General features: G+C 71.9%; 10 protein-coding genes. 9 read left to right on the top strand and 1 reads right to left on the bottom strand.

Going from position 1 to position 17,187, the window contains the following annotated elements; all coding sequences use genetic code 11:
• The first annotated feature begins 21 nt into the window (after positions 1-21).
• On the top strand, positions 22-453 hold the full coding sequence (gene rplK / locus CBP52_RS09670) for a 50S ribosomal protein L11 (protein WP_094180769.1): 432 nt from the start codon (positions 22-24) through the stop codon (positions 451-453).
• A gap of 73 nt (positions 454-526) precedes the next feature.
• Entirely contained in the window at positions 527-1,243 is a 717-nt protein-coding gene (gene rplA / locus CBP52_RS09665; protein ID WP_094180768.1) for a 50S ribosomal protein L1, read from the top strand.
• Between the two features lie 100 nt (positions 1,244-1,343).
• Here the strand turns inward: rplA and CBP52_RS09660 are convergent, their stop codons facing one another.
• Positions 1,344-3,323 carry a S1 family peptidase gene (locus CBP52_RS09660; RefSeq protein ID WP_232514427.1) on the bottom strand — a complete coding sequence of 660 codons (1,980 nt, stop codon included), beginning with the start codon at positions 3,321-3,323 and terminating at the stop codon, positions 1,344-1,346.
• A 365-nt stretch (positions 3,324-3,688) separates the two neighbouring features.
• On the opposite strand from CBP52_RS09660, the gene CBP52_RS09650 reads away from it, so the two are divergent.
• From CBP52_RS09650 to CBP52_RS09620, 7 genes are all read left to right on the top strand, one after another.
• Positions 3,689-4,318 (top strand): RNA polymerase sigma factor, encoded by a 630-nt coding sequence (locus CBP52_RS09650; RefSeq protein WP_232514426.1) that lies wholly within the window; start codon positions 3,689-3,691, stop codon positions 4,316-4,318.
• Complete coding sequence (locus CBP52_RS09645; RefSeq protein WP_094180765.1) at positions 4,315-4,818, top strand: hypothetical protein; 504 nt, start codon at positions 4,315-4,317, stop codon at positions 4,816-4,818. The genes CBP52_RS09650 and CBP52_RS09645 overlap by 4 nt, the downstream gene beginning before the upstream one ends.
• An 8-nt stretch (positions 4,819-4,826) precedes the next feature.
• Positions 4,827-7,466 (top strand): CHAT domain-containing protein, encoded by a 2,640-nt coding sequence (locus CBP52_RS09640; protein ID WP_094180764.1) that lies wholly within the window; start codon positions 4,827-4,829, stop codon positions 7,464-7,466.
• 265 nt (positions 7,467-7,731) lie between these two features.
• Positions 7,732-8,262, top strand: a complete 531-nt coding sequence (gene rplJ, locus CBP52_RS09635; RefSeq protein ID WP_094180763.1) for a 50S ribosomal protein L10 — start codon at positions 7,732-7,734, stop codon at positions 8,260-8,262.
• Positions 8,263-8,358: 96 nt separating this feature from the next.
• On the top strand, positions 8,359-8,751 hold the full coding sequence (gene rplL / locus CBP52_RS09630) for a 50S ribosomal protein L7/L12 (protein ID WP_094180762.1): 393 nt from the start codon (positions 8,359-8,361) through the stop codon (positions 8,749-8,751).
• A gap of 448 nt (positions 8,752-9,199) precedes the next feature.
• Positions 9,200-12,709 (top strand): DNA-directed RNA polymerase subunit beta, encoded by a 3,510-nt coding sequence (rpoB, locus tag CBP52_RS09625; protein WP_094180761.1) that lies wholly within the window; start codon positions 9,200-9,202, stop codon positions 12,707-12,709.
• Positions 12,710-12,839: 130 nt separating this feature from the next.
• Complete coding sequence (locus CBP52_RS09620) at positions 12,840-16,709, top strand: DNA-directed RNA polymerase subunit beta' (RefSeq protein WP_094180760.1); 3,870 nt, start codon at positions 12,840-12,842, stop codon at positions 16,707-16,709.
• Positions 16,710-17,187 lie beyond the last annotated feature (478 nt).

Below are 17,187 nucleotides of genomic sequence, written 5' to 3'. Positions count from 1 at the left end.
AAGCACGAAAGAGGTGGCGTCATGCCCCCCAAGAAGAAGGTCACCGGCCTCATCAAGCTCCAGATCAACGCCGGTGCGGCTACGCCCGCCCCGCCGATCGGCCCCGCGCTCGGTCAGCACGGCGTGAACATCATGGAGTTCTGCAAGGCGTACAACGCGGCGACCGAGTCGCAGCGCGGCAACGTCATCCCCGTCGAGATCACGGTGTACGAGGACCGCTCGTTCACCTTCATCACGAAGACGCCGCCGGCCGCCGAGCTCATCAAGAAGGCCGCGGGTGTCGCGAAGGGCTCGCCCACGCCGCACACCGTCAAGGTCGCCACGCTGACCCGCGAGCAGGTGCGCGAGATCGCGTCCACCAAGCTCGAGGACCTCAACGCGAACGACATCGACGCGGCCGAGAAGATCATCGCCGGCACCGCCCGGTCGATGGGTATCAAGGTCGAGGGCTGACCCCTCGTCCCCACCCCAGTGGCAGGGCCCTGTGCGGCCCGTGCGACCACGACTGCTCACCAAGGAGAAGCAGATGCCCAAGCACAGCAAGGCGTACCGCGCCGCCGTCGAGAAGATCGAGGCAGGCAAGGTCTACAGCCCCCTCGCCGCCGTCCGTCTGGCGCAGGAGACCTCCGTCTCCAAGTTCGACGCGACCGTCGAGGTCGTCTTCCGTCTCGGTGTCGACCCGCGCAAGGCGGACCAGATGGTCCGCGGCACGGTCAACCTGCCCCACGGCACCGGTAAGACCGCCCGCGTGATCGTGTTCGCGAACGGCGAGCGTGCCGAGCAGGCCCGCGCCGCCGGTGCGGACGAGGTCGGCGGCGACGAGCTCATCGAGAAGGTCGCCGGCGGTTGGACCGACTTCGACGCCGCGGTCGCGACCCCGGACCTCATGGGCAAGGTCGGTCGACTCGGCAAGGTCCTGGGCCCGCGTGGTCTCATGCCGAACCCGAAGACCGGCACCGTGACGATGGACGTGGCCAAGGCCGTCGCGGACATCAAGGGCGGCAAGATCGAGTTCCGCGTGGACCGTCACGCCAACCTGCACTTCATCATCGGCAAGACGTCGTTCTCCGACGTCTCGCTGGTCGAGAACTACGCCGCGGCGCTCGACGAGATCCTGCGTCTCAAGCCCGCCGCGTCGAAGGGCCGCTACATCACCAAGGCGACCATCTCGACCACGAACGGCCCCGGGATCCTGCTCGACCAGAACAAGACCCGGAACCTGACCGCCGAGGACGAGGACTGAGTCCGCGGTAAGACTCCTGGACCGAGACGGTCCACCAGCACGAAGGGTCCGGCCCCCGCGGGGCCGGACCCTTCGTCGTCGCGGCGGGTGTCGCGTCCCGTCAGCCCCGCGACCCGCGCCCCGGCCCCTCCGCCGCGCGGGCACCGGCGCGGAAGCCCGCCACGTACGCGGACCGGGCCACGCTGCGCCGTGCTGCGGCGTACGCCTTGCGGGCCAGCGCCGCGGCCGCGGCGCGGTACGCCGCTGCGTACCCGGCGCGGTACGCCTGGTGCGCCACGCGCCTCGTCGTCGCCCCGCTCGACGCGGCCGCCGCACGACGGCCGGCCCCGACGCCCGCCGCGTAGGCCGCGCGCGCCTGTGCCGCCCCGAGCCGGCGCCCTGCCGCGTAGGCCGCTCGCGACTGCCGCGTGCCCGCGGAGCCCTCGGTGAACGGCTCGGTGAACGGCTCGGTGAAGGGCTCTGTGAAGGGCTCTGTGAAGGGCTCGGTGAACGGTTCCGTGAAGGGTTCGGTGAACGGGTTGGTCCCGAGTGCTTCGGTGAACGGCTCGGTGAACGGCTCGGTGAAGGGCTCGGTGAACGGCTCCGTGAACGGGTTGGTGCCGAGTGCCTCGGTGAACGGTTCCGTGAAGGGTTCGGTGAACGGTTCGGTGAACGGCTCCGTGAAGGGTTCGGTGAACGGGTTCGTGCCGAGTGCCTCGGTGAACGGCTCCGTGAAGGGCTCGGTGAAGGGTTCGGTGAACGGTTCGGTGAACGGGTTGGTCCCGAGTGCCTCGGTGAACGGTTCCGTGAACGGCTCGGTGAACGGTTCCGTGAAGGGCTCCGTGAACGGCTCGGTGAACGGCTCGGTGAACGGCTCGGTGAACGGCTGCGTCGACGACCCGGCGAGCCGGGACGCCCCCTGCGCGTCCCGGTCGTCGGAGTCGTCGGCGGTGGAGCCGCCGGCACCCGGGGTGGTCCGGGCAGCCGCACGCCCGTCGCCCCCGGACCGCAGCCGGTCGCGCCACGTGGGGGCCGCCGCGGCCACGGACACTCCGAGCGTGTCGAGCACGACGTCGATCGGGCTGGCCACGGAGAAGCTCCCGTCGTCCTCGCCGGCCCACAGCAGCCCGACGACGGCTCCGTCCTCGTCGACCAGCACGGACCCGGAGTCGCCCCCGGCGGAGAACCGCTCGGTGCCCTCGGCGGGCTCGACGCGGATCTGGTCGCGCAGCGTGCGCAGGCCGACGCCGGGGCCGAAGTCGACGGCAGTGGTGTAGTCGGTGGACACCACGGTGCCGAGGGTCAGGCCCGTGGTGCGCCCGGACTTGCGCACGGTGGAGCCGACGTCGGCGGTGCCGGCCCCGGTGACGGCGCCGATCCCGACGACTCCCGGGACCCACGGTGCGCCGGGTGCGAGCGCGACGACGGCGGCGTCCATGCGGTCGGTGACGGCGCCCCGCACGAGCGCGCCGAACCGGTCCGCGCCGTCGCGTCCGCCGTCGGCGACCGCGGGCTGCAGCCACGCGGAGCCGACGTCCTCGCGCCCGTCGCCTGCGGCGACGTGCCAGTTGGTGAGGGCGAACGCGCGGCCCGTGTGGCGCTCGCGCACGACGACCCCGAGCGTGCCGTTGACGCTGCGCAGCTGCGCGCGACCGTCGACGGGGATGGTCACGGCATCGGCGGGGCCGATGCTCAGTCCGCCGGCGAGGGGTCGCACGCGCCGGGTGTGGGCGGCGGCGCCGCCGCTCGCGCTGCCCGTGCCGACCGTGCCGGTCGTGGCGGACAGCGGTGAGACCCGCCCGGAGACGACGTCGGTCGGGACGCCGTCGACGTCCGCGGGGATGCGCTCGTCGTCGGACAGCTCGTCGAGCGGCCGCTTGCGCTCGACGTGCACGACGATCGCCTGCTGCCCGGTGGGGCGGCCCTGGGACCACTTCTCGGCGATGTCGACGCCGACCACGCCGGCGCGGGCGAGCAGGACGTCCTCGACGCCGCGCTTCGTGGGGCGGATCCGGGCGCGCTCGTCGAGCGGTCTCGACGGCGCGGCCGCGGTGGTGCCGGGCTCGGGCGTCGAGTCGGTGCGGGGGTCCTGCTCGGTCATCGGGGCGACACTCCTCATGACGGGTGACGGTGGCCACGGCTGCGAGGGCCGCCGGTCAGGAGCGCGCGGGGGCGGGCCAGATACGTCCCCGCGTGCTCGATCGCGTGCTGATCTGCACGGACCTCGTCGTCGCGTGCGCCGGCACTCGCCGGCGCGGGCGCCCCCCGGGAGGAACGCTAGTCCGCTCGTCACCCGGGCGGGTGAACTTCATCCGCTCCCCGACCGCGCGTATCAGGCGCGGCGGGAGGGGCTCCTCGAGGACGACCCGGCTTTCCCGCGTGCGGACGTGCTTGTCGGGTTTGTCCAGGCCGTCCTAGTGTCGTGGGACGGCCGCCCGACGGGACCGGTCGAGTGAGGGGCCAATGATGAGTGACGACCTGGTGGAGCCGGTGGACACCGCGCTCCGCGGCCAGGGGGAGGGGCTCGCCGACCAGGCGGCCCGGGCTGTGCTGGCGTACCGCGACGGAGACCCTGCGCCGCTCGCGGCGCTCGTGCAGGTGATGACGCCGCTGCTCTGGCACACGGTGCGGGCGCAGGGCGCCGGCACCGAGCAGGCCCAGGACATCGTGCAGAACGTGTGGCTCGCGCTGGTGCGCGAGATCGACACGATCCGCGACCCCCGGGCGACGTTGCAGTGGACGCTCGTGACCGCGAAGCGCGCGGCGTGGCGGGCCGTGCGCCGGTCCCGTGAGGAGGCGGCGCGTACGGACTCCGACGAGGCCGCGACCGAGTGGCTCACGGCGCCTGCCGACGAGCTGCCGGACGCCCGCGCGGTGCGCGACGAGCGTGACCGTGTCCTGTGGGACAACGTCCGGTCCCTGCCCGAGCGGTGCCGCCGACTCCTCGGCCTGGTCGCGATGGTCGACCGACCCGACTACGCCGTCGTCTCCCAGGCGCTGGGGATGCCGGTGGGGAGCATCGGACCCACGCGGGGACGCTGCCTCGCCAAGCTGCGCGCCGCCCTCGCCGCCGACCCTTCCTGGAGCGTGTCATGACGCCCGACGACGTCACCGTCGCCCTGCTCGCCGGGGGCGCCGTCGACGACCTCGACACCGAGATCCTCGGCCGCCTGGCCGCGCTCGTGGAGGCTGCCGACCCGGTCCCCGAGGGTCTGGTCGACAGCATCGGCCTCGCCCTCACGATGGAGGCGCTGCACGCGGAGCTCGCGGAGCTGCACCTCGTGGGTGAGCCGGCGCTCGCGGTGCGGACCGACGAGACGAGCATCGAGGCCGGCACGATCACGTTCACGACGGACGTGCTGACCGTGATGATCTCGGTGCACCACGAGAACGACCTGGTCCGCGTGGACGGGTGGGCCGCTCCCGCGGGGGTGCTCGCCGTCGAGCTGCACCAGTCGGGCCGGGTCACGACGACGACCTCGGACGAGGACGGCCGGTTCGCGTTCGTCGACCTGCACCGCGGCCCGGCGCGGCTCGTGCTGCGGCGGCCGTCGGACCCGACGATGCCGGTCGTGACCCCGCAGATCGAGCTCTAGCGGGAACCATGACCGAACGCTCCGGTCCGGCTGCCGCCGGGCCGCTGCCGGACGGCGACGCCCGCCGCGCCGCGCTCGAGCGCGTGGCGGTGGACGTCGCCCTGGCCGAGGCGGACAACGCCGAGGGCCACCCGAACCAGGCGCGGCGCCGGCTGGTCGCGGCGCTCGGGCGCCTCGACCGGCTCGCGGGCGACGACGAGCTGACCGATCCGGTGCGCGTGCGGGTGCGGGCGCGCGCGCTGATGGAGCTCGCGAAGTGCGAGTTCGAGACGCGCGGCGGGCCGCAGGCCGCGCTCGCGCAACTCGACGGGCTGGTCGCGGCGGGGGCTGCGGACGCGTGGCCGGGGATCGTGCCGGCGGCGGCCGGGGTGCGCGGTCTGCTCGCGCTGCGCGGCGGGCGGCAGGACGAGGCGCTCGTCGCGCTGGACGCGGCGATCGAGCAGCTCGACGTCGCGGACCCGGTCGACGGCTGCCGCGCGCTGCTCAACCGGGGCACGTTGCACAGCGAGCGCCGGGACACCGCGGCCGCGCGCGCGGACTACTCGCAGTGCGCGGTGCGCGCCCGCGCGGCGGGGTTCGACCTGCTCGTGTTCAAGGCCGAGCACAACCTCGGGTACGTGCACTTCCGCGAGGGGCGCCTGCCGGAGGCGCTCGCGACGATGGAGGCGGCGGCGCGCAGCCTGCCGGGTCCGGTCCGGCCCACGGCGCTGCGGGACCGCAGCGAGGTGCTGCTGGAGGCCGGACTGGTCGGGGTCGCGGACGCGACGCTCGCGCAGGCGGCGCAGATGTTCGCGGACGAGCGGCTGCCGCGCGAGGTCGCGGAGTGCGAGCTGGGCCGCGCGGAGTGCGCGCTGCTGCGTGGCGACCCGGTCGCGGCGCGGCGGTGGGCGTCGAGCGCGCGGCGGCGGTTCGCGCGGCGGGGCGACGAGGCGTGGGTGGTGCGCTCGTCGCTGCTCGAGCTGCAGGCGGACGCGGGTGTGCTCGCGCGTCGGCCGGACGGTCGCGCGTCCCGCAGCGGCTGGGCGGGGGTGGCGCGCCGTGCCGCCGAGGTCGAGGAGCTGTGCCGGACGACGGGCCGGCCCGCGTGGCAGCGCGCCGCGTCCTACCTGCGCATCGAGGCGGACCTGGCCCGCGGCGTGGGGCCGGACCCGGAGCGCGTGCTCGACGGGCTGGGGACGGTGCGCGCCGACGAGCCGCTCACGCTGCGTCTGCACGGCCGGCGGATCCGGGCGCTGCTCGCGGCGGCGGCGGGCCGCCCGGACCGGGCCACGCACCACGTGCGCGCGGGGCAGCGGGACCTCGCGATGCACCGCAGCAGGTTCGGCTCGCTGGACCTGCGCACGGCCGGTGCGGTGCACGGCACGGCGCTCGCGGAGCTGGACATGCGGCTCGCGCTCGCGACCGGGCACCCCGAGCGGGTGCTCGAGTCCGCGGAGCGGGTCCGGGCGGTCATGGGCGGTGCGCCGCGGGTCAACCCGCCGAGCGACCCGCGCACGGCCGAGCTGCTGGCGCAGCTGCGCCGGCTCGTGGAGGGCAGCCGCCCGGTCACGGGTCGGCCCGCCGCGGACCCGGAGCGCCGCAAGCTGATCGCCGACGCGCAGCGGCTCAAGCTCGAGATCCTCGCGCGGTCGTGGCACGAGCCGGGCCGCAGCGCCCGCGACGAGCGGGAGGGCCGCGCGCACGAGGTGCGTGCGGTGCTGGCGCGGCGCCCGCAGACGCTCCTGCTCGACGTGATCGACCACGAGGGCCGCCTGCTCGCGGTGAGCATGGGCGTCGAGGGTGCCGAGCTGGCGGACCTGGGCGAGGCCGCGCCCGCCGCGGAGCTCGTCCGGCGCGTGCACGCGGACCTGGAGGTCGTCGCGAACCCGCTGGTGCCCGCGGAGCTGCGGGCGGTCGCGGACCGCTCGCTGCGCGGTGCGCTCGAGCGGCTCGACGCGGTCGTGCGGCCTGTGCTCGACCGTGCTGACGAGCTCGTCGTCGTCGCGGGTGGGTGGCTGGGGGTGCTGCCGTGGTCGATGCTGCCGTCGCGGCGCGGCGCCCCGACGGTCGTCGCGCCCTCGGTGCACCACTGGATGCGCTACGCGGGCGCGGGTCTGCCGGAGGCGCCGCTGACCGCGGCGGCGGGGCCGGGCCTGGTGCACGCGGCGGACGAGGCGCGGCACGTCGCGACGCTCTGGCCGGGGGCGCGCGTGCTGGTCGACGACGACGCGAGCGTCGCGAACGTGGCCGAGGCGCTCGCGTCGCCGGGTGTGGTGCACCTCGCGGCGCACGGGCGTCACGAGCCGGACAACCCGTTGTTCTCGTCGCTGCGGCTCGCCGACGGCCCGCTGTTCGCGCACGAGCTGGACGCGGGTGGCCAGGTGCCGGACCTGGTCCTGCTGTCGTCGTGCGAGGTCGGCCGCGCGACGATCCGCGCGGGGGGAGAGGCGCTGGGGCTCGCGAGCGTGCTGCTGCGCACGGGCGTCCCGTGCGTGGTCGCGGCGATCGCCCCGCTGCCCGACGAGACGGCGATGCACGTGATGTCGGGCGTGCACGAGCGCATGCGCGCGGGGATGCCCGTGGCGGCGGCGGTGGCGCAGGCGTGCGCGGACCACGACCGCGGTGGTGGCGGCCTGGTGCCGCTCGTGTGCCTGGGAGCGCCGGTGTGACGAGGCCCTCGTCGACGTGCCGGGGGGCGAGGGCGGCCGGATTTGGTCGACGGGCGTCGCTGTCGTAGTCTCGTGGGGCCCAAGACCGCCGGTCGTCGTCTCCGTTCGCGGGGCGACCGAAGTCCCGCAGCTCGCGGAGGCCAGCGCAGGTGAGAGTTCCACATGATGGTGCGGTTCGTCCGCCCCGCCCTGTCGAGCCCCGCGCCTGCGCGGGGCTCTTCGTCGTTCTGGGGGACCGACCGGCACCACCATCGGAAGGATTGCCATGGCGAGGCCGGACAAGGCAGCCGCCGTCGCGGAGATCGCGGACAAGTTCCGTGCGTCCAACGCGGCCGTGCTGACCGAGTACCGCGGGCTCACCGTGGCGCAGCTCAAGACGCTGCGTCGCGCGCTCGGCGGCAACGCAACCTACGCCGTGGTGAAGAACACGCTGACCGCGATCGCGGCCAAGGAAGCCGGCCTGACGGGCCTCGACGACGCGCTCGCGGGCCCGTCGGCGATCGCCTTCGTCTCCGGCGACCCGGTCGAGGCCGCCAAGGGTCTGCGTGACTTCGCCAAGGCGAACCCCGCGCTGGTCATCAAGGGTGGTGTCCTCGACGGACGCACCCTGACCGCCGCGGAGGTCACCAAGCTCGCGGACCTCGAGTCCCGTGAGGTCCTGCTGGCCAAGGCGGCCGGCGCGATGAAGGCCAAGCTCTACCAGGCTGCCTACGTCTTCACCGCGAACACCGCCCAGGCCGCTCGTGTCATCGATGCCCTGCGTCAGAAGCAGGAGTCGGAAGGTGCGGCCGCCTGACCCAGGCCCCGGCCTGGTCAGCGCTCCGCGCATCACCCCACATCCCGCTTCCGACGCACGTCGCGTCGCGGAGCACCGAAGAAAGGAACGCCTCTCATGGCGAAGCTCAGCACCGAGGAGCTCATCGAGCAGTTCAAGGGCCTGACCCTGATCGAGCTGTCCGAGTTCGTGAAGGCCTTCGAGGAGGTCTTCGAGGTCACCGCCGCTGCCCCCGTCGCCGTCGCCGCCGCGCCGGCCGCCGGTGGTGCGGGCGCCGACGCCCCGGCCGAGGAGGAGAAGGACTCGTTCGACGTCGTCCTGACCGCCGCCGGTGACAAGAAGATCCAGGTCATCAAGGAGGTGCGTGCGCTCACGTCGCTCGGCCTCAAGGAGGCCAAGGACCTCGTCGACGAGGCGCCGAAGCCGGTTCTCGAGGGCGTCAACAAGGAGACGGCCGAGAAGGCGAAGGCGCAGCTCGAGGGCGCCGGCGCGAGCGTCGAGCTCAAGTGATCTGACTCCGCCCGGGGCGTGCCCCCGGAGCGGAGGCGCTCACGCACGAAGGCCCGTCACCCCCGCGTGGGGCGGCGGGCCTTCGTCGTGCCACGCCGCGGTGCGGACGGCCGTGCGGGCGCGGTCGGCTTCCCCCCGACGCGGCTGGTGTGCCACCATGGCCGCGGCGACGACGAGGTCGCCCGTCCGGCCGAGGGGCCGGGCGCGGCCGCGGACCGCAGGGTCCGGCTGGAGCCGGTGCGACGAGAGCGCGCCGGGCTCGCCGGAAGCCGGTGGACTTCCGCGCCAGGGCCGAGTATGCTAGCGCTTTGCGCTGGCCTGTGCCCGCGATCTCAGATATCCCGACCCGGAGCTCGACGTACGTGCGCGTCGAACACTGCCGTCGCGGCCGGGGATCGCGCCTTGCCAGGCAGCGCAGCGTGCTCTCGACCGCAGGGAAGGACCCCTCTTGGCTGCCTCGCGCACCCCTTCTGCACCGTCCGCCGACGCCATCGCGAACCGCACCGCCTCTCGCCGCATCTCCTTCGCCAAGATCCACGAGCCCCTCGAGGTCCCCGACCTGCTCGGTCTGCAGACCGAGAGCATGGACTGGCTCCTGGGCAACGAGCGCTGGCAGGCGCGCGTGGCGGCCGCGGTCGAGGCGGGGCGCAACGACGTCCCGCAGACCGCCGGCCTCGAGGAGATCTTCGAGGAGATCTCCCCGATCGAGGACTTCGGCGGGACCATGTCGCTCTCCTTCCGCGAGCACCGTTTCGAGCCGCCGAAGTACACGGCCGAGGAGTGCAAGGAGAAGGACTTCACCTTCGCCGCGCCGCTGTTCGTCACCGCCGAGTTCGTCAACTACACGACCGGTGAGATCAAGTCGCAGACGGTCTTCATGGGTGACTTCCCGCTCATGACCGAGCGTGGCACGTTCATCATCAACGGCACCGAGCGCGTCGTCGTCTCGCAGCTCGTGCGCTCGCCCGGCGTCTACTTCGAGCGCACGGCGGACAAGACGTCCGACAAGGACATCCTCACGGCCAAGGTCATCCCGAGCCGTGGGGCGTGGCTCGAGTTCGAGATCGACAAGCGCGACAACGTCGGTGTGCGCGTCGACCGCAAGCGCAAGCAGAACGCCACGGTGCTGCTCAAGGCGCTCGGCATGACCGAGGGCGAGATCCGCGAGGAGTTCGCGGCGTACCCGGCGGTCATCGACACGCTCGAGAAGGACCACGTCCAGACGCAGGACGAGGCGCTGCTCGACCTCTACCGCAAGATCCGCCCGGGCGAGCCGCCGACGGTCGAGGCCGGCCGCGCCCTGCTGGAGAACTTCTACTTCAACCCGAAGCGCTACGACCTCGCGAAGGTCGGCCGCTACAAGGTCAACAAGAAGCTCGGCCGCGACGCCGCGCTCACGGACTCGGTGCTCACGCTCGAGGACGTCGTCGCGACGATCAAGTACCTCGCGGCGCTCCACATCGACGCCACCACGCTGCCCGGCACGCGGGGCGGTGAGGCGATCGAGGTCCGCGTCGAGACGGACGACATCGACCACTTCGGCAACCGTCGCATCCGCGCGGTCGGCGAGCTCATCCAGAACCAGGTCCGCACGGGCCTGTCCCGGATGGAGCGCGTCGTGCGCGAGCGCATGACGACGCAGGACGTCGAGGCGATCACGCCGCAGACCCTGATCAACATCCGCCCGGTCGTGGCGTCGATCAAGGAGTTCTTCGGCACCTCGCAGCTCTCGCAGTTCATGGACCAGAACAACCCGCTCGCGGGCCTGACGCACAAGCGGCGTCTGTCGGCCCTGGGCCCGGGTGGTCTGTCCCGTGACCGCGCCGGCATGGAGGTCCGTGACGTCCACCCGTCGCACTACGGCCGCATGTGCCCGATCGAGACCCCCGAGGGTCCGAACATCGGTCTGATCGGCTCGCTCGCGTCGTTCGGTCGCATCAACCCGTTCGGCTTCGTCGAGACGCCGTACCGCCGGGTCGTCGCGGGCAAGGTCACGGACGAGGTCCACTACCTCACGGCCGACGACGAGGACCGCCACGTCATCGCGCAGGCGAACGCGCCGCTCAAGGAGAACGGCGAGTTCGAGGAGGACCGTGTCCTCGTCCGCACCAAGGGCGGGGAGATCGACTACATCCCCGGCGAGCTCATCGACTACATGGACGTCTCGCCGCGCCAGATGGTGTCGGTCGCGACGGCCCTGATCCCGTTCCTCGAGCACGACGACGCGAACCGCGCGCTCATGGGCGCCAACATGCAGCGCCAGGCCGTGCCGCTGGTCCGCTCCGAGGCGCCGCTCGTCGGCACCGGCATGGAGCGTCGTGCGGCCGTCGACGCCGGTGACGTGATCGTCGCGACGAAGCCGGGTGTCGTCACGGAGGTCTCCGCGGACCTCATCACGGTGGCGAACGACGACGCGACGACGTCGACGTACCGGGTCGCGAAGTTCCGCCGCTCCAACCAGGGCACGTCGTACAACCAGCGCGTGCTCGTCGACAGCGGCCAGCGCGTCGAGGTCGGCTCGGTCCTGGCGGACGGCCCGGCGACGGACGAGGGCGAGCTCGCGCTCGGCCGCAACCTGCTGGTGGCGTTCATGTCGTGGGAGGGCCACAACTACGAGGACGCGATCATCCTGTCGCAGCGCCTCGTGCAGGACGACGTGCTGTCCTCGATCCACATCGAGGAGCACGAGGTCGACGCGCGCGACACCAAGCTCGGCCCCGAGGAGATCACGCGGGACATCCCGAACGTCTCCGAGGAGGTCCTCGCGGACCTGGACGAGCGCGGCATCATCCGCATCGGTGCCGAGGTCGGCGCCGGCGACATCCTCGTCGGCAAGGTGACCCCCAAGGGTGAGACCGAGCTGACCCCGGAGGAGCGCCTGCTGCGTGCGATCTTCGGCGAGAAGGCGCGCGAGGTGCGTGACACGTCGCTCAAGGTCCCGCACGGTGAGTCCGGCACGGTCATCGAGGTGCGCACGTTCTCGCGCGAGGACGGCGACGAGCTGCCCGCGGGCGTCAACGAGCTGGTGCGCGTCTACATCGCCCAGCGCCGCAAGATCACCGCGGGTGACAAGCTCGCCGGCCGCCACGGGAACAAGGGCGTCATCTCGACGATCCTGCCCGAGGAGGACATGCCGTTCCTCGAGGACGGCACGCCGGTCGACATCATCCTCAACCCGATGGGTGTCCCGGGTCGTATGAACGTCGGCCAGGTGCTCGAGGTCCACCTCGGGTGGATCGCCGCGCAGGGGTGGGACATCTCGCTGGCAGCCGAGGGCGACGTGTCCTGGAAGGACAACGTCCCCGCGAACGCCGCGAGCAGCGACCCCCGCACCCCGGTGGCGACGCCGGTGTTCGACGGTCTGCAGGAGGACGCCCTCACGGGCCTGCTCTCCAGCACGCTGCCGAACCGCGACGGCGAGCGCATGGTCGGCCCCGACGGCAAGGCGCGCCTGTTCGACGGGCGTTCCGGCGAGCCGTTCCCGGAGCCGGTGTCGACCGGTTACATGTACATCCTGAAGCTGCACCACCTCGTCGACGACAAGATCCACGCGCGTTCGACGGGTCCGTACTCGATGATCACGCAGCAGCCGCTGGGTGGTAAGGCGCAGTTCGGTGGGCAGCGGTTCGGCGAGATGGAGGTGTGGGCCCTCGAGGCGTACGGCGCCGCCTACACGCTGCAGGAGCTCCTGACCATCAAGTCCGACGACGTGCCCGGCCGCGTCAAGGTGTACGAGGCGATCGTCAAGGGCGAGAACATCCCCGACTCGGGCATCCCGGAGTCGTTCAAGGTTCTGCTCAAGGAGATGCAGTCGCTCTGCCTGAACGTCGAGGTGCTGTCCTCCGACGGCGTGTCGATCGACATGAAGGAGAACGACGACGAGGTCTACCGCGCTGCGGAGGAGCTCGGCATCGACCTGTCGCGTCGCCCCAACGCGAGCAGCGTCGAGGAGATCTGACGTCGAGCGGCTCGTCGTGCCGCCCACCCTCGGGTGAGAGCGCACGACGAGCCGCCCGCACCACCCCTTGCACCATTCCGTCCGCCGCAGGCCCGTCCCGGGCCCGGCTAGCGAAGGAAGTAGGACCCCCTTGCTCGACGTCAACGTCTTCGACGAGCTGCGTATCGGCCTGGCCACGGCCGACGACATCCGTGCCTGGTCGCACGGCGAGGTCAAGAAGCCCGAGACCATCAACTACCGGACCCTGAAGCCGGAGAAGGACGGTCTCTTCTGCGAGAAGATCTTCGGTCCCACCCGGGACTGGGAGTGCAACTGCGGCAAGTACAAGCGCGTGCGCTTCAAGGGCATCATCTGCGAGCGCTGCGGCGTCGAGGTGACGCGTTCCAAGGTGCGCCGTGAGCGCATGGGCCACATCGAGCTGGCCGCCCCCGTCACGCACATCTGGTTCTTCAAGGGTGTGCCGTCGCGTCTGGGCTACCTGCTCGACCTGGCGCCCAAGGACCTCGAGAAGGTCATCTACTTCGCGGCCTACATGATCACGTGGGTCGACGAGGAGGGCCGTCACGAGGACCTCCCGAACCTCCAGAACGAGATCGACCTGGAGCGCAAGGAGATCGCGGACCGCCGCGACAACGACATCAACAACCGTGCCGCCAAGCTCGAGGCCGACCTGGCCGAGCTCGAGGCGGAGGGTGCCAAGGCCGACGCGCGGCGCAAGGTGCGCGACTCGGCCGAGCGGGAGATGGCGCAGATCCGCAAGCGTGCGGACGCGGAGATCGAGCGCCTCGAGCAGGTCTGGGACCGGTTCAAGAACCTCAAGGTCGCGGACCTCGAGGGCGACGAGATGCTCTACCGCCAGCTCCAGGACCGCTACGGCAACTACTTCGAGGGCTCGATGGGCGCCGCGGCGATCCAGAAGCGCCTCGAGGCGTTCGACCTGGAGGCGGAGTCGGAGAACCTGCGCGAGATCATCAAGACCGGCAAGGGCCAGCGCAAGACGCGCGCCCTCAAGCGTCTGAAGGTCGTCAACGCGTTCCTCACGACGAACAACTCGCCGACGGGCATGGTCCTCGATGCGGTCCCGGTCATCCCGCCGGACCTGCGCCCGATGGTCCAGCTCGACGGTGGCCGGTTCGCCACCTCGGACCTGAACGACCTGTACCGCCGCGTCATCAACCGGAACAACCGCCTCAAGCGGCTCCTGGACCTGGGCGCGCCGGAGATCATCGTCAACAACGAGAAGCGGATGCTCCAGGAGGCCGTGGACTCGCTGTTCGACAACGGCCGCCGCGGCCGCCCGGTCACGGGCCCCGGCAACCGTCCGCTGAAGTCGATCTCCGACATGCTCAAGGGCAAGCAGGGCCGGTTCCGCCAGAACCTGCTCGGCAAGCGCGTCGACTACTCGGGCCGTTCGGTCATCGTCGTCGGCCCGCAGCTCAAGCTGCACCAGTGCGGCCTGCCGAAGCAGATGGCGCTCGAGCTGTTCAAGCCGTTCGTCATGAAGCGCCTGGTGGACCTCAACCACGCGCAGAACATCAAGTCCGCCAAGCGCATGGTCGAGCGCGCCCGCCCGGTCGTGTGGGACGTGCTCGAGGAGGTCATCACCGAGCACCCGGTGCTGCTGAACCGTGCGCCCACGCTGCACCGTCTGGGCATCCAGGCGTTCGAGCCGCAGCTGGTCGAGGGCAAGGCGATCCACCTGCACCCGCTCGTCTGCGCCGCGTTCAACGCGGACTTCGACGGTGACCAGATGGCCGTCCACCTGCCCCTGAGCGCGGAGGCGCAGGCCGAGGCCCGCATCCTCATGCTCTCGAGCAACAACATCCTCAAGCCGTCGGACGGTCGTCCGGTGACCATGCCCTCGCAGGACATGATCATCGGCCTGTACCACCTGACGTCCGACAAGCCGGGCGCCGAGGGCGAGGGCCGTGCGTTCAGCTCGGTCGCCGAGGCCGTCATGGCGTTCGACCAGGGCACGCTCGACCTCAACGCGGTCGTGAAGATCCGGTTCGACGACCTGGTGCTGCCCGAGGAGGACGCGCCCGAGGGCTACGAGTACGGCCAGACCCTGCTGTTCGAGACGACGCTGGGCCGCGCGCTGTTCAACGAGCTGCTCCCGGTCGACTACCCGTACGAGAACGGCGTCGTCGACAAGAAGCGGCTGTCCGTGATCGTGAACGACCTCGCGGAGCGCTACCCCAAGGTGGCCGTCGCGGCGTCGCTCGACGCCCTGAAGGAGGCCGGCTTCCGCTGGGCCACCCGCTCGGGCGTGACGATCGCGATCTCCGACGTCGCCACGCCGGCGGCGAAGGCGGCGATCCTCGAGGAGCACGAGGCGCGCGCGGCGAAGGTGCAGGGTCAGTACGAGAAGGGCCTCATCACCGACGACGAGCGTCGTCAGGAGCTCATCGAGATCTGGACGCAGGCCACCGACAAGGTCGCCAAGTCGATGCAGGAGAACTTCCCTGCGCGCAACACGGTGTTCCGGATGGTCGGCTCGGGCGCACGTGGTAACTGGATGCAGGTCCGTCAGATCGCCGGTATGCGCGGTCTCGTGGCGAACCCGAAGGGCGAGATCATCCCGCGCCCGATCAAGTCCAACTACCGCGAGGGCCTGTCCGTCCTCGAGTACTTCATCGCGACGCACGGTGCCCGCAAGGGTCTGGCGGACACCGCTCTGCGGACCGCCGACTCGGGTTACCTCACGCGTCGTCTGGTGGACGTCTCGCAGGACGTCATCGTGCGCGAGGACGACTGCGGCACCGAGCGCGGTCTGACCATGCCGATCGGTGTCCCGGGTGCGGACGGCAAGCTGCGCCGCCACGACAAGGTGGAGACGAGCGTCTTCTCGCGCACGCTGGCCACCGACATCGAGGTGGAGGGCGAGGTCATCGGCCGCGCGGGCGACGACGTGGGCGACGTCCTGCTGGACCGCCTGCTCGAGACGGGCGTCGACACCCTCAAGGTGCGGTCGGTGCTCACGTGCGAGTCGCGTGTCGGCACGTGCGCGAAGTGCTACGGCCGCTCGCTGGCCACCGGCAAGCTCGTCGACATCGGTGAGGCCGTCGGCATCATCGCGGCGCAGTCGATCGGTGAGCCCGGCACGCAGCTGACGATGCGTACCTTCCACACCGGTGGTGTCGCCTCCGCGGAGGACATCACGCAGGGTCTGCCGCGTGTCCAGGAGCTCTTCGAGGCCCGCACCCCCAAGGGTGAGGCGCCGATCGCGGAGTTCTCGGGCCGGGTGGCGATCGAGGAGGGTGACCGCTCGCGGCGCATCGTCCTGACGCCGGACGACGGCTCGGAGGAGATCGCGTACCCGATCACCAAGCGCTCGCGTCTGCTCGTGAACGACGGCGACCACGTCGCGGTCGGCACGCAGCTGGTGCAGGGTGCCGTGGACCCGAAGAAGGTCCTGCGCATCCTGGGCCCGCGCAAGACGCAGGAGCACCTGGTCGACGAGGTGCAGGAGGTCTACCGCTCGCAGGGCGTGGACATCCACGACAAGCACATCGAGGTCATCGTGCGGCAGATGCTGCGTCGCGTGACGGTGCTCGACTCCGGCACGACCGACCTGCTGCCCGGCGAGCTCGCCGAGCGCGGGAAGTTCGAGGACGCGAACCGCAGGACGGTCGCCGAGGGCGGTCAGCCGGCCTCGGGTCGTCCGGAGCTCATGGGCATCACGAAGGCGTCGCTCGCGACGGACTCGTGGCTGTCGGCGGCCTCCTTCCAGGAGACGACCCGCGTGCTCACCGAGGCCGCGATGTCGGGTCGGTCCGACCCGCTGCTCGGCCTCAAGGAGAACGTCATCCTCGGCAAGCTCATCCCCGCCGGTACCGGCCTGCCGCGTTACCGCGACATCGCCGTGGAGCCGACCGAGGAGGCCAAGGCCGAGCTGTACCCGACGTTCGGCTACGACGAGATCGACTTCCCCGCCCTGGGCTTCGGCTCGGGTGAGGCGATCCCGCTCGAGGACATCGACTTCGGCGACCTGCGCTGACGTCGGTCTCCTGACCTGACCCGAGGGGGTCCACCGCATGGCGGTGGGCCCCCTCGGGCGTCCCGGCCCCGCGCGCCGAGGGGTCGGACGCGGTCCCCGACGGGTGGCCCGCGTCCGCGCGGTGGGCGTTGGTCGAGGCGCTGCGGGTGCACCGCGAGGAGGGCCGCTGGCCGGGTGCGGCGGCGTCCTGCTCATGACCGCGGCGGCGCCGACGCAGGTGGCGGGGCTGCGCCGGGGGAGCGGGCATGTGGCGGGGAGCGTCACAGTCGTGGTCCTTTGACGGTGCTATGGCGGCCAGGTAACGTTGGACTCTGTGCCCGCGCCGTCGGGCCCTCGCGCGTGCACTCGCACGGACGCGGTCCGGTTCGCCGGACGGACGTCACGACGAGTGCGGCAAGCGATCCCCCGCCACTCGCGCGGCTCCCGCCGCCCAGCTCTGCTGGGCCTCGGCGCCGCAGAGGACCGGGGCGACACGCCC

This window comes from Cellulomonas sp. PSBB021 (genome assembly GCF_002240455.1).
In the GTDB taxonomy this organism is placed as follows: domain Bacteria; phylum Actinomycetota; class Actinomycetes; order Actinomycetales; family Cellulomonadaceae; genus Cellulomonas; species Cellulomonas uda.
This window is presented reverse-complemented; position numbering and strand designations above follow the sequence as displayed.

Bases quoted from the DNA above. Each gene is read 5' to 3' on its own strand.
- rplK (WP_094180769.1), top strand. From the start codon at position 22: ATGCCCCCCAAGAAGAAGGTCACCGGCCTCATCAAGCTCCAGATCAAC.
- rplA (WP_094180768.1), top strand. From the start codon at position 527: ATGCCCAAGCACAGCAAGGCGTACCGCGCCGCCGTCGAGAAGATCGAG.
- CBP52_RS09660 (WP_232514427.1), bottom strand. From the start codon at position 3,323: ATGACCGAGCAGGACCCCCGCACCGACTCGACGCCCGAGCCCGGCACC.
- CBP52_RS09650 (WP_232514426.1), top strand. From the start codon at position 3,689: ATGAGTGACGACCTGGTGGAGCCGGTGGACACCGCGCTCCGCGGCCAG.
- CBP52_RS09645 (WP_094180765.1), top strand. From the start codon at position 4,315: ATGACGCCCGACGACGTCACCGTCGCCCTGCTCGCCGGGGGCGCCGTC.
- CBP52_RS09640 (WP_094180764.1), top strand. From the start codon at position 4,827: ATGACCGAACGCTCCGGTCCGGCTGCCGCCGGGCCGCTGCCGGACGGC.
- rplJ (WP_094180763.1), top strand. From the start codon at position 7,732: ATGGCGAGGCCGGACAAGGCAGCCGCCGTCGCGGAGATCGCGGACAAG.
- rplL (WP_094180762.1), top strand. From the start codon at position 8,359: ATGGCGAAGCTCAGCACCGAGGAGCTCATCGAGCAGTTCAAGGGCCTG.